At 46.6% G+C, this 15808-nt stretch carries 15 protein-coding genes; 3 read left to right on the top strand and 12 right to left on the bottom strand.

From position 1 onward, the window contains the following. Positions 1 to 5 precede the first annotated feature (5 nt). The 5 genes from AC8GFU_RS05070 to AC8GFU_RS05090 all read right to left on the bottom strand — a co-directional run bounded on the left by AC8GFU_RS05070 (position 6) and on the right by AC8GFU_RS05090 (position 4733). Complete coding sequence (locus AC8GFU_RS05070; RefSeq protein ID WP_506626060.1) at positions 6 to 1220, bottom strand: deoxyguanosinetriphosphate triphosphohydrolase; 1215 nt, start codon at positions 1218 to 1220, stop codon at positions 6 to 8. Then, complete coding sequence (locus tag AC8GFU_RS05075) at positions 1217 to 1870, bottom strand: YdcF family protein (protein WP_506626061.1); 654 nt, start codon at positions 1868 to 1870, stop codon at positions 1217 to 1219. The genes AC8GFU_RS05070 and AC8GFU_RS05075 overlap by 4 nt, the downstream gene beginning before the upstream one ends. Next, positions 1871 to 3037 (bottom strand): tRNA dihydrouridine synthase DusB, encoded by a 1167-nt coding sequence (gene dusB / locus AC8GFU_RS05080; RefSeq protein ID WP_506626062.1) that lies wholly within the window; start codon positions 3035 to 3037, stop codon positions 1871 to 1873. Further along, positions 3007 to 4386 (bottom strand): glycine--tRNA ligase, encoded by a 1380-nt coding sequence (locus AC8GFU_RS05085; protein ID WP_506626063.1) that lies wholly within the window; start codon positions 4384 to 4386, stop codon positions 3007 to 3009. Before AC8GFU_RS05085 ends, dusB begins: the two co-directional genes overlap by 31 nt. Before the next feature lie 62 nt (positions 4387 to 4448). Then, positions 4449 to 4733 carry an antibiotic biosynthesis monooxygenase family protein gene (locus tag AC8GFU_RS05090; protein WP_506626064.1) on the bottom strand — a complete coding sequence of 95 codons (285 nt, stop codon included), beginning with the start codon at positions 4731 to 4733 and terminating at the stop codon, positions 4449 to 4451. A 31-nt stretch (positions 4734 to 4764) separates the two neighbouring features. Here AC8GFU_RS05090 and AC8GFU_RS05095 point away from each other — a divergent pair, with 31 nt between their 5' ends. Next, positions 4765 to 5502, top strand: a complete 738-nt coding sequence (locus tag AC8GFU_RS05095) for a ZIP family metal transporter (protein ID WP_506626065.1) — start codon at positions 4765 to 4767, stop codon at positions 5500 to 5502. 35 nt (positions 5503 to 5537) lie between these two features. Here the strand turns inward: AC8GFU_RS05095 and AC8GFU_RS05100 are convergent, their stop codons facing one another. The 7 genes from AC8GFU_RS05100 to AC8GFU_RS05130 form a co-directional block, all read right to left on the bottom strand. Next, positions 5538 to 6242: an isoprenyl transferase gene (locus tag AC8GFU_RS05100; protein WP_506626066.1), complete on the bottom strand. Its 705-nt coding sequence runs from the start codon at positions 6240 to 6242 to the stop codon at positions 5538 to 5540. Next, positions 6239 to 6970, bottom strand: a complete 732-nt coding sequence (gene recO / locus AC8GFU_RS05105) for a DNA repair protein RecO (RefSeq protein ID WP_506626067.1) — start codon at positions 6968 to 6970, stop codon at positions 6239 to 6241. The genes AC8GFU_RS05100 and recO overlap by 4 nt, the downstream gene beginning before the upstream one ends. Before the next feature lie 23 nt (positions 6971 to 6993). After that, on the bottom strand, positions 6994 to 8709 hold the full coding sequence (gene leuA, locus AC8GFU_RS05110) for a 2-isopropylmalate synthase (protein WP_506626068.1): 1716 nt from the start codon (positions 8707 to 8709) through the stop codon (positions 6994 to 6996). A 143-nt stretch (positions 8710 to 8852) separates the two neighbouring features. Then, positions 8853 to 10157 carry a glutamine synthetase family protein gene (locus AC8GFU_RS05115; protein WP_506626069.1) on the bottom strand — a complete coding sequence of 435 codons (1305 nt, stop codon included), beginning with the start codon at positions 10155 to 10157 and terminating at the stop codon, positions 8853 to 8855. A gap of 45 nt (positions 10158 to 10202) precedes the next feature. Next, positions 10203 to 10715, bottom strand: coding sequence for a serine O-acetyltransferase (cysE, locus tag AC8GFU_RS05120; protein ID WP_506626070.1), 513 nt, complete (start codon positions 10713 to 10715; stop codon positions 10203 to 10205). Between the two features lie 3 nt (positions 10716 to 10718). Then, a complete protein-coding gene (cysK, locus tag AC8GFU_RS05125; protein ID WP_506626071.1) occupies positions 10719 to 11645 on the bottom strand; it encodes a cysteine synthase A in 927 nt (308 codons plus the stop codon). A gap of 193 nt (positions 11646 to 11838) precedes the next feature. After that, positions 11839 to 13488, bottom strand: a complete 1650-nt coding sequence (locus tag AC8GFU_RS05130; RefSeq protein WP_506626072.1) for an NAD+ synthase — start codon at positions 13486 to 13488, stop codon at positions 11839 to 11841. A gap of 73 nt (positions 13489 to 13561) precedes the next feature. Here AC8GFU_RS05130 and panB point away from each other — a divergent pair, with 73 nt between their 5' ends. Beyond that, entirely contained in the window at positions 13562 to 14374 is an 813-nt protein-coding gene (gene panB, locus AC8GFU_RS05135; RefSeq protein ID WP_506626073.1) for a 3-methyl-2-oxobutanoate hydroxymethyltransferase, read from the top strand. 9 nt (positions 14375 to 14383) lie between these two features. After that, complete coding sequence (locus tag AC8GFU_RS05140) at positions 14384 to 15664, top strand: MFS transporter (RefSeq protein ID WP_506626074.1); 1281 nt, start codon at positions 14384 to 14386, stop codon at positions 15662 to 15664. The last annotated feature ends 144 nt before the right edge of the window (positions 15665 to 15808 follow it).

Genomic DNA, 15808 nt, shown 5'->3' on the forward strand with positions numbered 1-15808 from the left:
GTACCTTACCGATTAGCAAGTAGGCGTGCATGTAAGGCATAAGCGCCAGGGTCAGTTAAGGCTGCAACCTGGTCAATAATCACGCGCATTTTGGCGATTTCATCCGCCGCCTCATTCCATGGCTTCTGGAAGTAAGAATCTAGTTCGGATGGATTGGCTAATAGCATCTCAACTAATTCAGCGATGATGATTTGCTGCTTTGCATAACGATCTTGTGAGTGCGCTGCATTAATTAAGTAATGTCCAGCAATTGCCTTAAGGAAATCAACTTCGATCTTTTGCTCACGTGGAATCTCAAGATCTGCGCTGTACCGTGAAAGTGGGCCATCGCCATGCACTTTACGTGTTTCAACCTCTGCAGCTAAAACGAAGCGACCAATTAGCTGGCTAGTTGAATCCTTCAAACGAGCAAGGCTGCGGTGACTGCCATCGTAATAATGTGGCCACGCAGATAGCGATGACAATCGAGCTAGTGCATCGAGCGCCTCTTGTTGTGTTGCATCACTCTTGTAATCTGTTGTCATAACCTTATATAGATCAGCAAAATCATTATCAAAGTTCTTTACCGATACCTGTCCTGCAAAAATGGCATCCTCTAAATCATGAACAGAGTATGCGCAATCATCAGACCAGTCCATAATTTGGGCTTCTATACATTTCTTACCGACCGGTGCACCTTTGCGCATCCATGTGAAGATCTCGACATCATCGTCATACACACCAAATTTGCGCGGATTTTCAGCGCGAGGCCATGGATACTTAGTTGCACCATCTAGCGATGCACGAGTTAAGTTAAGTCCAATACTCTTTCCATTTGCATCGACAGTTTTTGCTTCCAGCCGAACTAATAATCTAAAACTTTGAGCATTTCCTTCAAAGCCGCCATGATCTTTTGCAATTTCAGCTAATGCTTCTTCTCCGTTGTGCCCAAATGGTGGGTGACCTAAATCGTGGGACAAGCAAGCGGTGTCCTGCAGATCTGGATCTGCGCCTAATGATTCACCTAGCTCGCGACCAATCTGTGCACACTCAAGTGAGTGTGAAAGACGCGTACGTTGAAAATCATTTTCCCAAGGTACCGCGACCTGAGTTTTTGCAGCTAAACGTCGCAATGATGCTGAGTGAATAACGCGTGCACGATCGCGCATGAACTCTGTGCGCCCTGGGCGCTTTGCAGGTTCATCAAGAAAACGTTCTTGATCATGGGCGTTATAGGTCACGGGATTACCTTAGTAACAATATCTGCGCCAGGTAAGTGATCGCTAACCTGAATCCCCCGCCGACCAACTGTTATATAGACAAGGTAGGCACCAGCCTCGCGAAGTAGGTATTTATAGCCACTATTTGCGATTGTGTTGGGCCCTGTTTGTACGGGAGAACATGTACTAATTACACCTTGATCATTAGCCATCGTCATTGCGCGTTTGCAATGAAATGGATCGGTCACGATGATGACATCACTTACGTAACGCTTCTTCATCACAGCCGCATAGGCCTTTGTACTAACTAATGTGTCACGGCCTTCTTCAATTGCAGTAATTTTGCGTGAAGGAACACCATGAGTTCGTAACCAATACTTTCCTGATGCTGCTTCAGTTGTGCGATCCCCAGGAGCGCCTGCACCCACGGTAATAATTGTTGGCGCATATCCAAGATCATAAATACGCTTCGCTTCAACTAAACGAGCTTCAAGCGCTTCACCTGGTCGACCATTCAACTGTGCCGTTCCAAGAACAACAATCACATCTGCTTGTCGAACAACAGGGTTATTGGCGGCTCGCCATACCTGAGAAATTCCATAGGCAGGGCCAAGCAGAGCAAGAATTAAAATGATTGTGATTGTTCGACGAATCCATCTAAATAAAAACATTTATCCGCCCGAAAACGCATCCTCTAGCTCAACATGAACTAGTTCATCAGGGTCGTTAAGCCACCCATCAGGCAATGTTGGTGGACGTCCATGAGATGTGCGGCCGCGAGGTTTTTCGCCTACTTCTGTTGGGTATGGCTGATCCTCTAATTGATCTAAGAGATCACGCATTTCTTGAAGAGAAGAGACCATTCCAAGATCATGTCTAATTTCGCGTGCGACACGGAAACCCTTTAAATACCAGGCCATATGTTTTCTCATGTCGCGCATACCGCGATCTTCAGATTCCAAATACTCAACGATCAGATTTGCATGGCGAAACATCACTTCTCGAACCTCATGCAAGGTCGGCGTAATTTGCCTACCTTCACCTTTCAGGGCTGAGACGAGATCGGTAAATAACCATGGTCGCCCTAAACATCCGCGACCGACAACAACGCCTGCACATCCACTTTGCTCAACCATGGAAACCGCGTCAGCTCCAGACCAGATATCGCCATTGCCCAAAACAGGTACTCCGGTTGGCTTTAAATGCTCAACCAGGCGTGCAATTGCAGACCAATCCGCTTTACCTTCATACATTTGCGCAGCTGTACGTGCATGTAATGCAACCCATGCGACACCTAAATCAGCTGCAGATTGTGCCGCCTCTAAATAAGTTTCATGATCACTATCAATTCCAATGCGCATCTTTACCGTCACCGGAATTCCAAATGGTTTTGCCGCTTCAACCGCTGCGCCGACAATATTGGTGAACAGTTTTCGCTTGAATGGAAGTGCTGCTCCCCCGCCTTTGCGAGTTACCTTTGGTACTGGGCAACCAAAGTTCATATCAATATGATCGGCAAGATTTTCTTTACCAATCATTGTGACTGCTGCTCGCATTGTTGTTGGATCAACGCTGTATAACTGAACTGACCTTGGCCACTCATCCTTTCCAGGAACGATCATTCGTAAAGTTTCTGGACGTCGTTCAATTAATGCGCGAGCTGTAACCATTTCGGAAACAAATAAGCCAGCACCTTGTTCGCGACACAGTGTGCGAAATGGTGCATTAGTAATTCCAGCCATGGGTGCAAGAACAACCGGTGGATCAATGTAATGATCACCGCTTGCTAGTGGGAGTAAGAGTGGCTTTAGCAACCTAGTAAACGAGGTGCTAACCATGCCTCGACCTGATCCAGGCCGATGCGCTCTTGCGCCATTGTGTCGCGATCGCGAATTGTTACTGCATTGTCTTCAAGTGTTTCGAAGTCAACGGTGATGCAATATGGAGTTCCAATTTCATCTTGACGACGGTAGCGACGACCAATTGCTCCGGCATCATCAAAATCAATGTTCCAGTTCTTGCGAAGCTGTGTTGCAAGATCACGTGCTTTCGGAGACAAATCAGCGTTACGTGACAAAGGAAGAACAGCTGCCTTAATTGGAGCAAGACGGTGATCAAGCTTTAATACAGCACGCTTTTCCATCTCGCCCTTGCTGTTTGGTGCTTCATCCTCTGTAAATGCATCCATTAAGAATGTAAGTGTGCAGCGATCTACACCTGCTGCAGGCTCAATGACGTAAGGAGTCCAACGCTCGCCCTTTTCCTGATCAAAGTAAGAAAGATCCTTACCTGATGCAGCAGAGTGAGCCTTAAGGTCGAAATCTGTACGGTTTGCAATACCTTCAAGCTCGCCCCATTCAGTTCCGGCAAACTCAAACTTGTATTCAATATCTGCTGTGCGCTTTGAATAGTGCGACAACTTTTCCTTTGGGTGATCGTAGATACGTAGGCGCTCTGGATTAATACCAAGATCTACATACCAAGCCATGCGTGTGTCGATCCAGTATTGGTGCCATTCTTCGTCGCTACCAGGAACAACGAAGAACTCCATCTCCATCTGTTCAAACTCGCGTGTGCGGAAAATAAAGTTTCCAGGTGTAATTTCATTACGGAAAGATTTTCCAATTTGGCCAATACCAAATGGAGGCTTCTTTCGTGATGTTGTCATCACCTGATCAAAGTTAATAAAGATTCCCTGCGCTGTTTCTGGACGCAGGTAAGCAAGACCTGATTCATCTTCTACTGGTCCAAGGAAAGTCTTTAGCAATCCACTGAACTGCTTAGGTGTTGTGAACTGACCCTTGTTTCCACATGCAGGGCAGTTAATATCTGTTAGCGACTCTGGCTTCTTCTTGTGCTTTGCCTCGTACGCTTCTTCAAGGTGATCTGCGCGGTAACGCTTGTGACAAGCGGTGCACTCAGTGAGTGGATCACTAAATGTTGCAACGTGACCTGATGCTTCCCACACTTCCTTTGCCAGGATCACACATGAATCAAGGCCAACAACATCTTCGCGTCCCATAACCATGGATTTCCACCATTGACGCTTTACATTGTTCTTAAGTTCAACACCTAGTGGGCCGTAATCCCATGATGCGCGAAGTCCACCATAAATTTCAGATGACGGGTAAACAAACCCACGACGCTTTGCTAGTCCTACGATATTTTCTAAACGGTCCGTTGCCATTTTTATCTCCGTCCGGCTGGCTGTCGGCGAAAAGCAACTGGTGTTACTTCCGTGCGATCATTTTACTCGCTGTACGGCTTTTCATATGCACCTGGCTCATCGATAGCTTGGGCCAGAATCGGAATTGCATTCATTTTTACGTTGAGATTGCTCAAAGCTCGGCGGTAAGAGCCAACATTTTCCCAATGGGTAGTCAGGGACCACAGAGTCACATCATCGAGATTTTGCCCATACTCCCCACTTTCATACCCATTACATGCCGAAAATGCTTCGAGCGCGGAATTAATCTGCGCCTCAAAATGAGATGCATTGGCAAGCGGAACTGAGAATCGAGCGATAGCGAACATAGGGCAGAGCCTAATCGGATACCCTAAAACTATGAACTTAGCGATCCTGTTTTCAGCATTAACCGTTCTGGCCACAACCGCAGGCGGCGTTTTGGCTTTTCGCTCGAAGGATCGCTTTCACCTAGTTCTGGGATTGTCCGCTGGATTGCTATTGGGCCTTGTCGGCTTTGATCTGCTGCCAGAAGTTTTTGAGATGAATACCAATAGCTTCGCTGGGGTTCCAGTTGTATCAATAGCAATCCTGGCTGGATTCCTGATTCTGCATATAGTCGAACGTGGTTATGGCTCACACGAACCAGCAGAATCTCATTACGGACATGATCATGAGCATCATTCAGTTTCTGGAATTATCGGTGCGCTTGCAATGGGTGGCCATGTTTTTCTAGATGGCGTCGGCTTAGGTGTTGCTTTTCAAGTTAGCTCATCTTTAGGAATCGCAGTATTTCTAGCAATTACAGTGCATGCATTTAGCGATGGCCTAAATACTGTTTCAATGTTGGTAAAGAGTGGACACTGGACCAAATCAAGCAAGTACCTACTTGGAGTAGATGCGATTGCTCGTATTGGCGGAGCAACGCTTGGAACTTATCTTGCATTAAATGATGAGTATCTGGCGTTGTACCTTGCGCTCTTCTCTGGGTTTGTTATCTACATTGCAACATCACACATCTTGCCTGAAGCGCACTCACGTCATGCTTCGAAGTGGACCTTAGTTACTACTGGTCTTGGTGTTTTTATTATGTGGGCAGTAGTAGCTGTTACCGCCTAATTACGCTTTTCCGCTAGCTCTTCAATTCGGAATCGCTACGCTTTTCCGAATCTTCTATCTCGTGCTGAGTACTCCTCGATCGCTTTCCATAATGTTTTACGTGTGACATCAGGCCACAAAACATCCATAAAAACAAGTTCGGCATAGACGCTCTGCCACGGCAAGAAGTTACTTGTGCGCTGCTCCCCCGATGAACGTAAAAATAGATCTACATCGCTCATCTGAGGACTATCTAGGTACTTTGCAAATACCTTTTCAGTAATCGCATCAGCTTTGATTTTTCCGCGCTTTACATCACGCGCAAGTTCAGCTGCTGCATCAACAATTTCAGAACGTCCACCGTAGTTAACACACATGTTCAAGGTTAAAACCTTGTTCTTCTTAGTTAACTCTTCTGCCTCTTCAAGCTCTTTGATAACACTGCTCCATAAGCGCTTTGGACGACCGACCCAGCGAATACGAACACCCATCTCATTCATCTGATCACGGCGTCTGCGAATGACATCGCGGTTAAAGCCCATTAAAAACTTAACTTCATCAGGAGAGCGACGCCAATTTTCTGTAGAAAATGCGTACGCACTAATTTCTTTAACGCCATATTCAATTGCGCCTTCAACAACATCAAACAACGCGGCTTCTCCTGCTTCATGACCTGCGGTGCGCTGTAAGCCGCGATTCTTTGCCCAGCGGCCATTGCCATCCATCACAATTGCAACGTGATTTGGAATCTTGATTGTCATACCCGCTCCACCATTGGCAATGAACGTAAGCCACGTTCAAGGTGCCATTGTAAGTAAGCTGCGATCAAACCACTAGCCTCACGGCGGAATTTTCCATCACTCGCTGTTGCAACATCCCAATCACTGCTGAGCAATGCCCCCATGAGTTCTAGTGTTTCAGGTGCCGGTGTTGCACAGGCAGACGGTCTGCAATCGGCGCACACTGAACCGCCACCGACTAATGAGAAGTAGCGATGTGGTCCTGGCTTTTCGCAACGTGAACAAATTGTCATCGATGGTGCGTATCCAGCAACAGCTAACGAGCGAAGTAAGAATGCATCCAGAATCAACAATGGTTCATAACGATTTTCCGCAAGGGCTTTCATTCCACCAACTACTAACTGAAACTCTTGTAACGCAGGTTCATTTTCTTGGCTGGTAAAACGCTCTGCCGCTTCAAGAATAGCTGCCGCAACTGTCCACCGTTGGTAATCCTCAGTAAGCGCTTCACCGTAATTCATTAACGCTTCTACTTGCGTAACAGTGTCAAAGGTTTTTCCGGTGTACAGCTGAATATCAACATGGCTGCCGGGCTCTAACCGCGCTCCAAACTTAGATTTGGTGCGACGAACTCCCTTTGCCACACCGCGAATACGACCATGGTCGCGAGTAAGCATTGTGATGATGCGATCTGCTTCACCCAGTTTTTGGGTGCGCAGAACGATCGCCTCATCCCGGTACAAACTCATACGGGCAAAGGTAGTGCGTGCGGTTAGCGAATTGCGCGATTTATCGCAGACACGACAGCCTTTAATGATGCTGTAGTCGTGTTTGGATCAATTCCAACGCCCCAGAAGACATCTCCATCAATTGCGCATTCAAGATATGCGGCAGCTGATGCATCTCCTCCGGCAGATAATGCGTGTTCGAAGTAATCAAGAACTCGAACATCAACACCATATGCCTGCAAAATATTGCAGAACGCAGCGATTGGTCCATTGCCTTGACCCTTAAGTTCGTGAAGCTCTCCACGATCTGTAAGTGAAACAGTTAGATGAACATCTTCACCAAGTACAGAACTTTGTGACAAGCCCTTAAGACGGAAGCGTCCCCATGGAGCGCTGTCAGTTGGAAGATACTCATCCTCAAAGATGTTCCATAAATCATCGGCACTTACCTCGCCACCTTCGGCATCAGTCTTTGCTTGCACATTCTTTGAGAACTCAATTTGTAAACGTCGAGGCAGGTCAAGATGGTGCTCGTTCTTCATTAAGTAAGCAACACCGCCCTTACCTGATTGTGAGTTAACACGAATTACCGCTTCATATGAGCGACCAATATCAAGTGGATCAATGGGAAGGTAAGGAATAGCCCAAGTGTGATCACGAACCTCTTTACCGGCGGCCTTTGCATCGCGCGCTAAATGATCAAAGCCTTTTTTAATTGCATCCTGGTGTGAACCAGAAAATGCAGTAAACACAAGGTCGCCGCCATAAGGATGACGCTCAGGAACACGTAATTGATTGGCATATTCAACTGTGCGACGAACCTCATCGATATTTGAGAAATCAATATGTGGATCTATGCCGTGAGTTACTAAGTTAATTCCAAGTGTTACTAAGCAAACATTTCCGGTGCGCTCACCATTGCCAAACAATGTTCCTTCAATACGATCAGCGCCAGCTAGATAACCAAGCTCTGCCGCTGCAACACCTGTACCGCGATCATTGTGCGGGTGAAGTGAAACAATCACGCTGTCGCGATTATTGAGGTTACGGCACATCCATTCAATTGAATCTGCATAAACATTAGGTGTTGCCATTTCAACAGTTGCTGGAAGATTCATGATCGTCTTCCATTGCGGTGTTGGCTTCCAAACATCATTAACCGCGTTACAAACTTCAACAGCAAACTCAAGCTCAGTACCTGTGTAAGACTCAGGTGAGTACTCAAATGAAACCTTCGTTTCAGGAACGGTTGCCACTAAATCTAAACAAATCTTGGCAGCATCAGTAGCGATCTTTTTAATACCCTCTTTATCAAGACCAAACACAACTCGGCGCTGTAGCGTTGATGTTGAGTTGTACAAGTGAACAATCGCCTGCTTTGAGCCTTTGATCGCTTCAAAGGTTCGAATGATTAAAGCCTCGCGTGCTTGAGTAAGAACCTGAATAACAACATCATCAGGAATTAAATCTTCATCAATAATCTTTCGAACAAAATCAAAATCAGTTTGGCTTGCACTTGGAAAACCAACTTCGATTTCCTTGTAACCCATAGCGACAAGAAGCTTAAACATCGCTAACTTGCGAGGTGTATCCATGGGATCAATTAGTGCTTGATTGCCATCTCGAAGATCAACGGAACACCACTTAGGTGCTTGAGTAATCTTCTTATTGGGCCATGTGCGATCTGGAAGATCTATTGGGTGGAATGGTTCATATCGATGCACCGGCATCTTCGAAGGTACTTGCTTCGGGAAGTTCATGTAATGCTCCTTATTAATTGGCGGGTTTTGTCATTGGTGAACCGGTACGACAAACCCCGCGGCGAGGGGACCGGTTATTTGGCCCCGCCACGGCAGCTAAGGAGGAGGCTGCGGTTGCTCATGTGTAAAGGGTAACGCGAGTATTAAAGGACTGGCAAATAGCGATTGAGTTCAAAGGCGCTGACTTGGCGACTGTAATCAAGCCATTCTGCTCGCTTATTGCGAAGTACATACTCAAAAACATGCTCACCTAAGGTTTCGCGAACTAGAGCGCTCTTTTCCATCTCAGTAATCGCTTCATTGAGATTTGAAGGAAGTGCAACCGCATCCTTTGAATCACTAAGGACATACTTCTCTTCAACGCCTTTGAGGCCTGCTGCCAACATCACCGCATATGCAAGATATGGATTACATGCAGTATCAGGTGAACGGAATTCAATGCGTGTTGAGTTTTCCTTCTTTGGCTTATACATAGGAACACGTACCAAAGCTCCGCGATCACTTTGTCCCCAATTAGCAAATGCTGGTGCTTCTCCCCCGCCATGCAAACGCTTGTATGAGTTCACCCATTGATTTGTAATCGCAGTTATTTCTGGCGCGTGCTTAATTAAGCCCGCAATAAATGAACGACCGACCGCTGAAAGATTGAACTCTGCGGTTGAATCATAAAAGGCATTTTCTTCACCCTTGAATAATGAAACGTGCGTGTGCATTCCACTTCCAGGATGATCTGTAAATGGCTTGGGCATAAATGAAGCGTGAAAACCTTGATCTAGCGCAACTTCCTTGATGACATGACGGAAGGTCATGATGTTATCTGCCGTTGTTAATGCATCTGCATAACGAAGATCGATTTCTTGCTGACCTGGAGCACCTTCGTGATGTGAAAACTCAACACTAATTCCCATCGCCTCAAGCAAGGTAATTGCTTGGCGACGGAAGTCATGGCCAACAACTGCAGGTGTGTGATCAAAGTAGCCACCTTGATCTACCGGAACAGGTGCAACATCGGCTTCTGGACGATTTTTAAATAAGAAGAACTCAATTTCTGGATGTGTGTAACAGGTGTATCCCAGCTTTGCTGCTTTATCTAAGGTGCGACGCAAAACATTGCGTGGGTCTGCAGGAGATGCAGAACCATCAGGCATAGTGATATCGCAGAACATACGTGCAGCACCTGGTGCTTCTGTGCGCCAAGGCAAGATTGAAAATGTTGCAGGATCGGGCTTTGCCAACATATCTGATTCAGTTACACGCGCAAATCCTTCAATGGCAGAGCCATCAAAACCAATACCTTCTTCAAAGGCGTTTTCTAATTCAGCTGGTGCGATCGCTACAGATTTCAAGAAGCCCAAAACATCCGTAAACCACAAACGTACGAAACGGATATTGCGTTCTTCAAGGGTGCGAAGAACAAACTCTTGTTGCTTACTTGTATCTGTACTCATGGTCGGCATTCTTACAAATGCAGGTTACGGCCATGTTAACTACCCCTAGATAACGAAGAAATCCGCTCTATCTAGCAGGGTTTTTGGGGCTAAATCACTTGTAATTACTGCGTTAGCACTGATGCGCGATCCCTCGCCCACGGTCACATTTCCGAGCACGCGCGCACCAGCGCCAATGATCACATTGTCGGCAATAGTTGGGTGACGTTTTCCAGTCTCAATTCCTCGAGCTCCTAAAGTCACATCGTGATATAGCATCACATCATCACCGATGATTGTTGTTGCACCGATTACAACTCCCATACCGTGGTCAATGAAAAAACGTCGCCCAATAGTTGCTGCAGGATGAATCTCGATTCCGGTTGCAGAACGAACTAAGTTGGAATGAATTCGTGCAATTAACTTCAGACCTCTGTTCCACAAAAAGTGTGAGATTCGATGTCCCCAAATCGCATGCACACCTGGGTATGCCAAAGCGACCTCTAAACGATTGCGCGCAGCCGGATCATGACTGATCGCGTTATCAAGGTCTTCAATGATGCGATTGAGAATTGCCATTAATTAGTCAACCAAATCTTCGTAGAGCACTGTTGATAGGTAACGCTCACCATTTGAGGCAACGATTACAACAATGTTCTTGCCCGCAAACTCTGGACGCTTTGCAACCTCAATTGCAGCCCACAATGTGGCACCTGAAGAAATTCCAGCAAGGATTCCTTCTTCTGCGCCCGCACGACGTGCAAACTTAATTGCATCATCAGCGGTTGCATCCAAGATCTCGTCATACACAGTGCGATCCAAAATGTTAGGGATGAAGTTAGGTCCGATTCCCTGAATTGGGTGAGGTCCTGGCGCTCCACCATTTAAAATTGGTGATGCAGCTGGTTCAACACCAAATACCTTGATATCTGGATTCTGTTCCTTCAGGTAGCGACCTGTTCCGGTGATAGTTCCACCTGTTCCAATTCCTGAAACAAATGCATCGACCATTCCATCAAGATCGCGCCAAATTTCTGGACCAGTAGTTGAGTGGTGAATAAATGGGCCAGCTTCGTTTTCAAACTGACGAACTAGAACCGCACCTGACTCTCCCAGCTTTTCAGCGGCGGCAACCGCGCCCTTCATTCCCTCAGCAGCAGGGGTCAATACAAGCTCTGCTCCGTATGCGCGGATTAGCTTGCGACGCTCCTTTGATACTGATTCAGGCATCGTCATGATCGCCTTGTATCCACGAGCCGCTGCAACCATTGCAACTGCAATTCCGGTATTTCCTGATGTTGCTTCAACAATCGTTCCACCTGGCTTGAGCGCACCACTTGCTTCAGCCGCATCGATCATCGCGATTCCCAAACGATCCTTAATAGATGAGGTTGGGTTGTAGAACTCAAGCTTTGCAAAAACATTTCCTGCTGCACCATCGGTGATCTTGTTGATACGTACTAGTGGTGTATTTCCAAATACTTCTGTGATGTTGTTATAAATTGCCATGATTCCCCCTGAAAAATAGATGTAATAAAAGATTTAATTTGGTTGCGAAAAAGAATTAAGAATTAGCAGCTGCAAGAAGCTGACAGGCAAAAATCAACCACACGGTTTCGTGTAAATAACCAGGTAATGATTGATTGCATGCCTAAATTCTACTGAAATGCATTATTTAAGCGAGTTGCAAATGATTTGCAGATTACTGCTCATTCCAGCGTGAAGTCATTGGCAGACGACGATCTTTTCCGAAAGCACGGGCTGAAACCTTGGTGCCAGGTGGATATTGGCGGCGCTTGTATTCAGCTTTATCGACTAATGAAATTACACGACGTACTAATTCGGGATCAAAGCCTTCGGCAAGGAGTGCTTCGTAGCCATGATCCTCATCAACATAAGCGCGCAGTACTTGATCCAACAATGGATAGTCGGGCAATGAATCTGAATCCTTTTGATCTGGGCGAAGTTCGGCACTTGGCTCTTTAGTAATTGAGCGCTCTGGAATTGGTGCTTCCTCCCCGCGCTCTAAGGCCAGCGCGTTGCGATAGCGAGACAGCGCCCACACATCGGTCTTGTAAATATCTTTAATTGGAGCAAAGCCGCCAACTGCATCTCCATACAAAGTTGAGTAACCAACAGCTAGTTCACTCTTGTTTCCTGTTGCTAATACAAGATGGCCTTCTTGATTTGAAATTCCCATCAACGTTGTTCCGCGAACTCGTGCCTGCAGGTTTTCTTCAGCTAAACCCTTTAAAACCAAGTTATCCATGTAGGCATCAACCATTGGAGCAATCGGTGTGATTCTGAAGTGAATGCCAGTGGCATCTGCCAGTGCTTGTGCATCCTCTACTGAATGGCCTGATGAATACTTGCTTGGCATTGCAACACCATTGACCCGCTTTGCACCCAATGCATCAATTGCAATTGCAGCAACTAACGCAGAATCAATTCCACCAGAAAGCCCCAGGACAACAGAACTAAATCCGTTTTTACCCACATAGTCACGAAGGCCCATTACAAGTGCCTGCCACATTTCTGCTTCATCTGAAAGTGGTGCAGCGATTGAAGAATTAGCAGGTGTGGCATGCGCTGTTGGTTCTTCAGAGATAACTACATCTGGACGAGATGTGCCTTCGGCGCAATCAATATCAACAACAATTAATTGATCATCAAATTGTGCGGTGCGGGCAATAATAGATCCATCTTTGCCAACCACGATTGTGTCGCCATCAAAAACCAAATCATCTTGGCCGCCGGTCATGTTGACGTATGCAACAGGTGCCCCAATTTCCTTAGCCCGCTTTTGCACTAGCCCTAATCGCACATCATCTTTATTGCGTTCAAATGGAGATCCATTAGGAACCACCAAGAGCCCTGGGGTTCTGGTTGCAATCGAATCGAGTGAATGCCAAATATCTTCACAGATTGCAACAGCGACATCTACCCCATGAATTCGAACGACCAGGCTTTGATCCCCTGGCACAAAGTTTCGGAACTCATCAAAGACGCCGTAATTTGGTAGATGGCGCTTTACATAGGTAGCTGCAATTTTTCCGTTGTGAATGATGGCAACAGCATTCTTTGGACCTTGATCCAAGTAACCAACCACAGCGACGATGTCACCTGTGATGCTGGCGGCTATTTCCTGAACTAAACGGATGCTCGCTGCCTGAAAAGATGGACGAAGCGCTAAATCTTCAACGGGATAGCCCGTGACAATCATTTCGGGGAAAACAATCAGATTGGCGCCGTGTGCATTTGCCTTGGCAACGGAGTCTGCGATCAAAGCAGCATTGCCCGCAAGGTCACCAACCGTTGGGTTGATTTGGGCTAGCGCCACGCGCAACTTCATTTTTCAAGTGTAACGGGGGTACCCTTTTCCATGTACCCGGGGACCACCAACGTGGCTTCGAGGAGAGGAAACAATGGAATCTTTGTATGGCGGTGCGCTGCACCGACGCATCACAATCTTGGATCTTGCCGCTGCCAAAGAGCGCGGTGAAAAGTGGGCGATGCTTACTTCCTATGAATCTATGACCGCTGAAATCTTTGACGAGGCAGGAATCCCTGTCCTATTAGTTGGCGATAGCGCTGGTAATAACTTCTTGGGCGAGGAAAACACAATCCCGGTAACGGTTGATGAATTGATTCCGCTTGCTCGCGCAGTAGTCCGCGGCTCAAAGCGCGCAATGGTCGTGGCAGATCTGCCCTTTGGATCCTATGAAGAATCCCCCGAATTAGCTTTGCAAACATCGATTCGCTTTTTCAAAGAAGCAGGCGCGATGGCGGTAAAGCTAGAAGGTGCTCACCTTGAAACAGTTAAAAAGCTTGTAAATAGCGGAATTCCGGTGATGGGTCACCTTGGATTAACCCCACAATCAATGCACCAATTAGGTGGTTACAAAGTTCAGGGTCGAACCGATGGTGAGGTCATTCTTGAAGCAGCTAAAGCCTTAGAAGCTGCTGGTGCATTTGCCATTGTTCTTGAGTTAGTTCCCGCCGAATTAGCAGCTCGAATTACAGCCGCACTAAAGATTCCAACTGTTGGAATTGGCGCAGGAGTTAATTGCGATGCTCAGGTTTTGGTGTGGACCGATTTAATGGGAATTACCAAGAAGGCACCAAAGTTGGCTAAGGCCTATCGCAATCTGCGTGCCGAAATGGTGGCCGCTGCCGGTGAGTTTGCAGATGATGTTCGGCAGGGCCAGTTCCCTACCGAAGCCCAAAGCTTCAATTAGGGTAGCGGGGTGGCTAAGTACGCGATTGATATCTCCCCGCTAAAAAAATCTAAGGATTTTTCCCTTTTATGGGCGGCGGGTTTGATCTCGTATTTCGGCTCGATGATCACTTACGTCGCCGTGCCTTTCCAGATCAAGGAACTTACCAACTCATATGTGGCTGTGGCGGTTAGCGGTCTTGTTGAAATCGTTCCACTGGTCATCTTCGGTCTGTACGGCGGGGTCCTTGCCGATTCACTGGATCGCAAGAAATTAATCTGGGTCACTGAAGCCCTGTCATTAATCTTCACCGGAGCACTGCTAGTTAATTCGCTGATGGATTCGCCCAGTCTGATTTTGATCTACATCGTTTCGGGATTATTTGCCGCAACCAGCGGCTTACGACAACCTGCAATGCAGGCAGCGCTTCCGCGGTTAGTTGACCATGACGATATGCCAGCCGCTGCTGCCTTGATGAGCCTTCGTTGGCAGACAGGTGTGATCATCGGGCCAACCCTTGGTGGAATATTAATTTCAACGTATTCAGTTCCAGTTGGCTATGCCGCAGATATTGCAACGTTCATCATCTCAATTGCTTTAATCGCAATGATGAAGAAAATCCCGCCATCTCACGAGGCTGAAAAGCCATCTCTGGCAGGGTTAATTGAAGGTATCAAATATGCATTTAGTCGCAAGGATTTATTAGGAACATATCTAGTAGATCTTGCTGCGATGTTTTTTGCGATGCCAACCGCGCTGATTCCGTTCTGGGCAGATCAACTTGGAGCCCCTTGGGCGCTGGGTTTGTTGTATGCCGCAATGACAGTGGGATCGATCATCGTCACTTTAACGAGTGGCTGGATTTCTCATGTTCACTTTTACGGCAAAGCAATCATGTGGGCGGCCATTGGTTGGGGTGCAGCAATCGCACTATCCGGCGCTACAAATTATTTGTGGCTAGTGCTGCTCTTTCTAACTTTGGCCGGGGCATCGGACATGGTCAGCGCCCTCTTTAGATCTGCCATGTGGAACCAAACCATCCCCGATAATTTCCGCGGACGTCTTGCAGGTATCGAACTATTGTCATATTCATTGGGGCCGCTTGCCGGACAAATGCGAGCAGCTTCGATGGCTGCGGTTACTACATTGTCGATTTCAGTAACAAGTGGCGGAATTATGTGCGTAGTTACTGTCGGGTTACTTGCCCTTTTGATGCCAGAATTTAGAAAATTCGACATCAGAACCAGCAAATTTGCCCTCGAAAACAAGAAATCTGCGGAAAATTCACGCGTAAATCCAGATTCTGAGTAAAAAAATAACACTTGACAGGAATTTGCGGGATTTTTAGCAATTTTTTAGATTTTTTAATTTATCAAAAATAAAAAACTGCGAATTTTGCGTAAATGCATAAAAAAATTAATTAATTAATTTGCGACACGCGCTTTATTTTTTATC

This window comes from Planktophila warneckei (SeqCode) (genome assembly GCF_965234675.1).
Classification (GTDB): Bacteria; Actinomycetota; Actinomycetes; order Nanopelagicales; family Nanopelagicaceae; genus Planktophila; species Planktophila warneckei.

Bases quoted from the DNA above. Each gene is read 5' to 3' on its own strand.
- AC8GFU_RS05075 (WP_506626061.1), bottom strand. From the start codon at position 1,870: ATGTTTTTATTTAGATGGATTCGTCGAACAATCACAATCATTTTAATT.
- dusB (WP_506626062.1), bottom strand. From the start codon at position 3,037: ATGGTTAGCACCTCGTTTACTAGGTTGCTAAAGCCACTCTTACTCCCA.
- AC8GFU_RS05085 (WP_506626063.1), bottom strand. From the start codon at position 4,386: ATGGCAACGGACCGTTTAGAAAATATCGTAGGACTAGCAAAGCGTCGT.
- AC8GFU_RS05090 (WP_506626064.1), bottom strand. From the start codon at position 4,733: ATGTTCGCTATCGCTCGATTCTCAGTTCCGCTTGCCAATGCATCTCAT.
- AC8GFU_RS05095 (WP_506626065.1), top strand. From the start codon at position 4,765: ATGAACTTAGCGATCCTGTTTTCAGCATTAACCGTTCTGGCCACAACC.
- AC8GFU_RS05100 (WP_506626066.1), bottom strand. From the start codon at position 6,242: ATGACAATCAAGATTCCAAATCACGTTGCAATTGTGATGGATGGCAAT.
- recO (WP_506626067.1), bottom strand. From the start codon at position 6,970: ATGAGTTTGTACCGGGATGAGGCGATCGTTCTGCGCACCCAAAAACTG.
- leuA (WP_506626068.1), bottom strand. From the start codon at position 8,709: ATGAACTTCCCGAAGCAAGTACCTTCGAAGATGCCGGTGCATCGATAT.
- AC8GFU_RS05115 (WP_506626069.1), bottom strand. From the start codon at position 10,157: ATGAGTACAGATACAAGTAAGCAACAAGAGTTTGTTCTTCGCACCCTT.
- cysE (WP_506626070.1), bottom strand. From the start codon at position 10,715: ATGGCAATTCTCAATCGCATCATTGAAGACCTTGATAACGCGATCAGT.
- cysK (WP_506626071.1), bottom strand. From the start codon at position 11,645: ATGGCAATTTATAACAACATCACAGAAGTATTTGGAAATACACCACTA.
- AC8GFU_RS05130 (WP_506626072.1), bottom strand. From the start codon at position 13,488: ATGAAGTTGCGCGTGGCGCTAGCCCAAATCAACCCAACGGTTGGTGAC.
- panB (WP_506626073.1), top strand. From the start codon at position 13,562: ATGGAATCTTTGTATGGCGGTGCGCTGCACCGACGCATCACAATCTTG.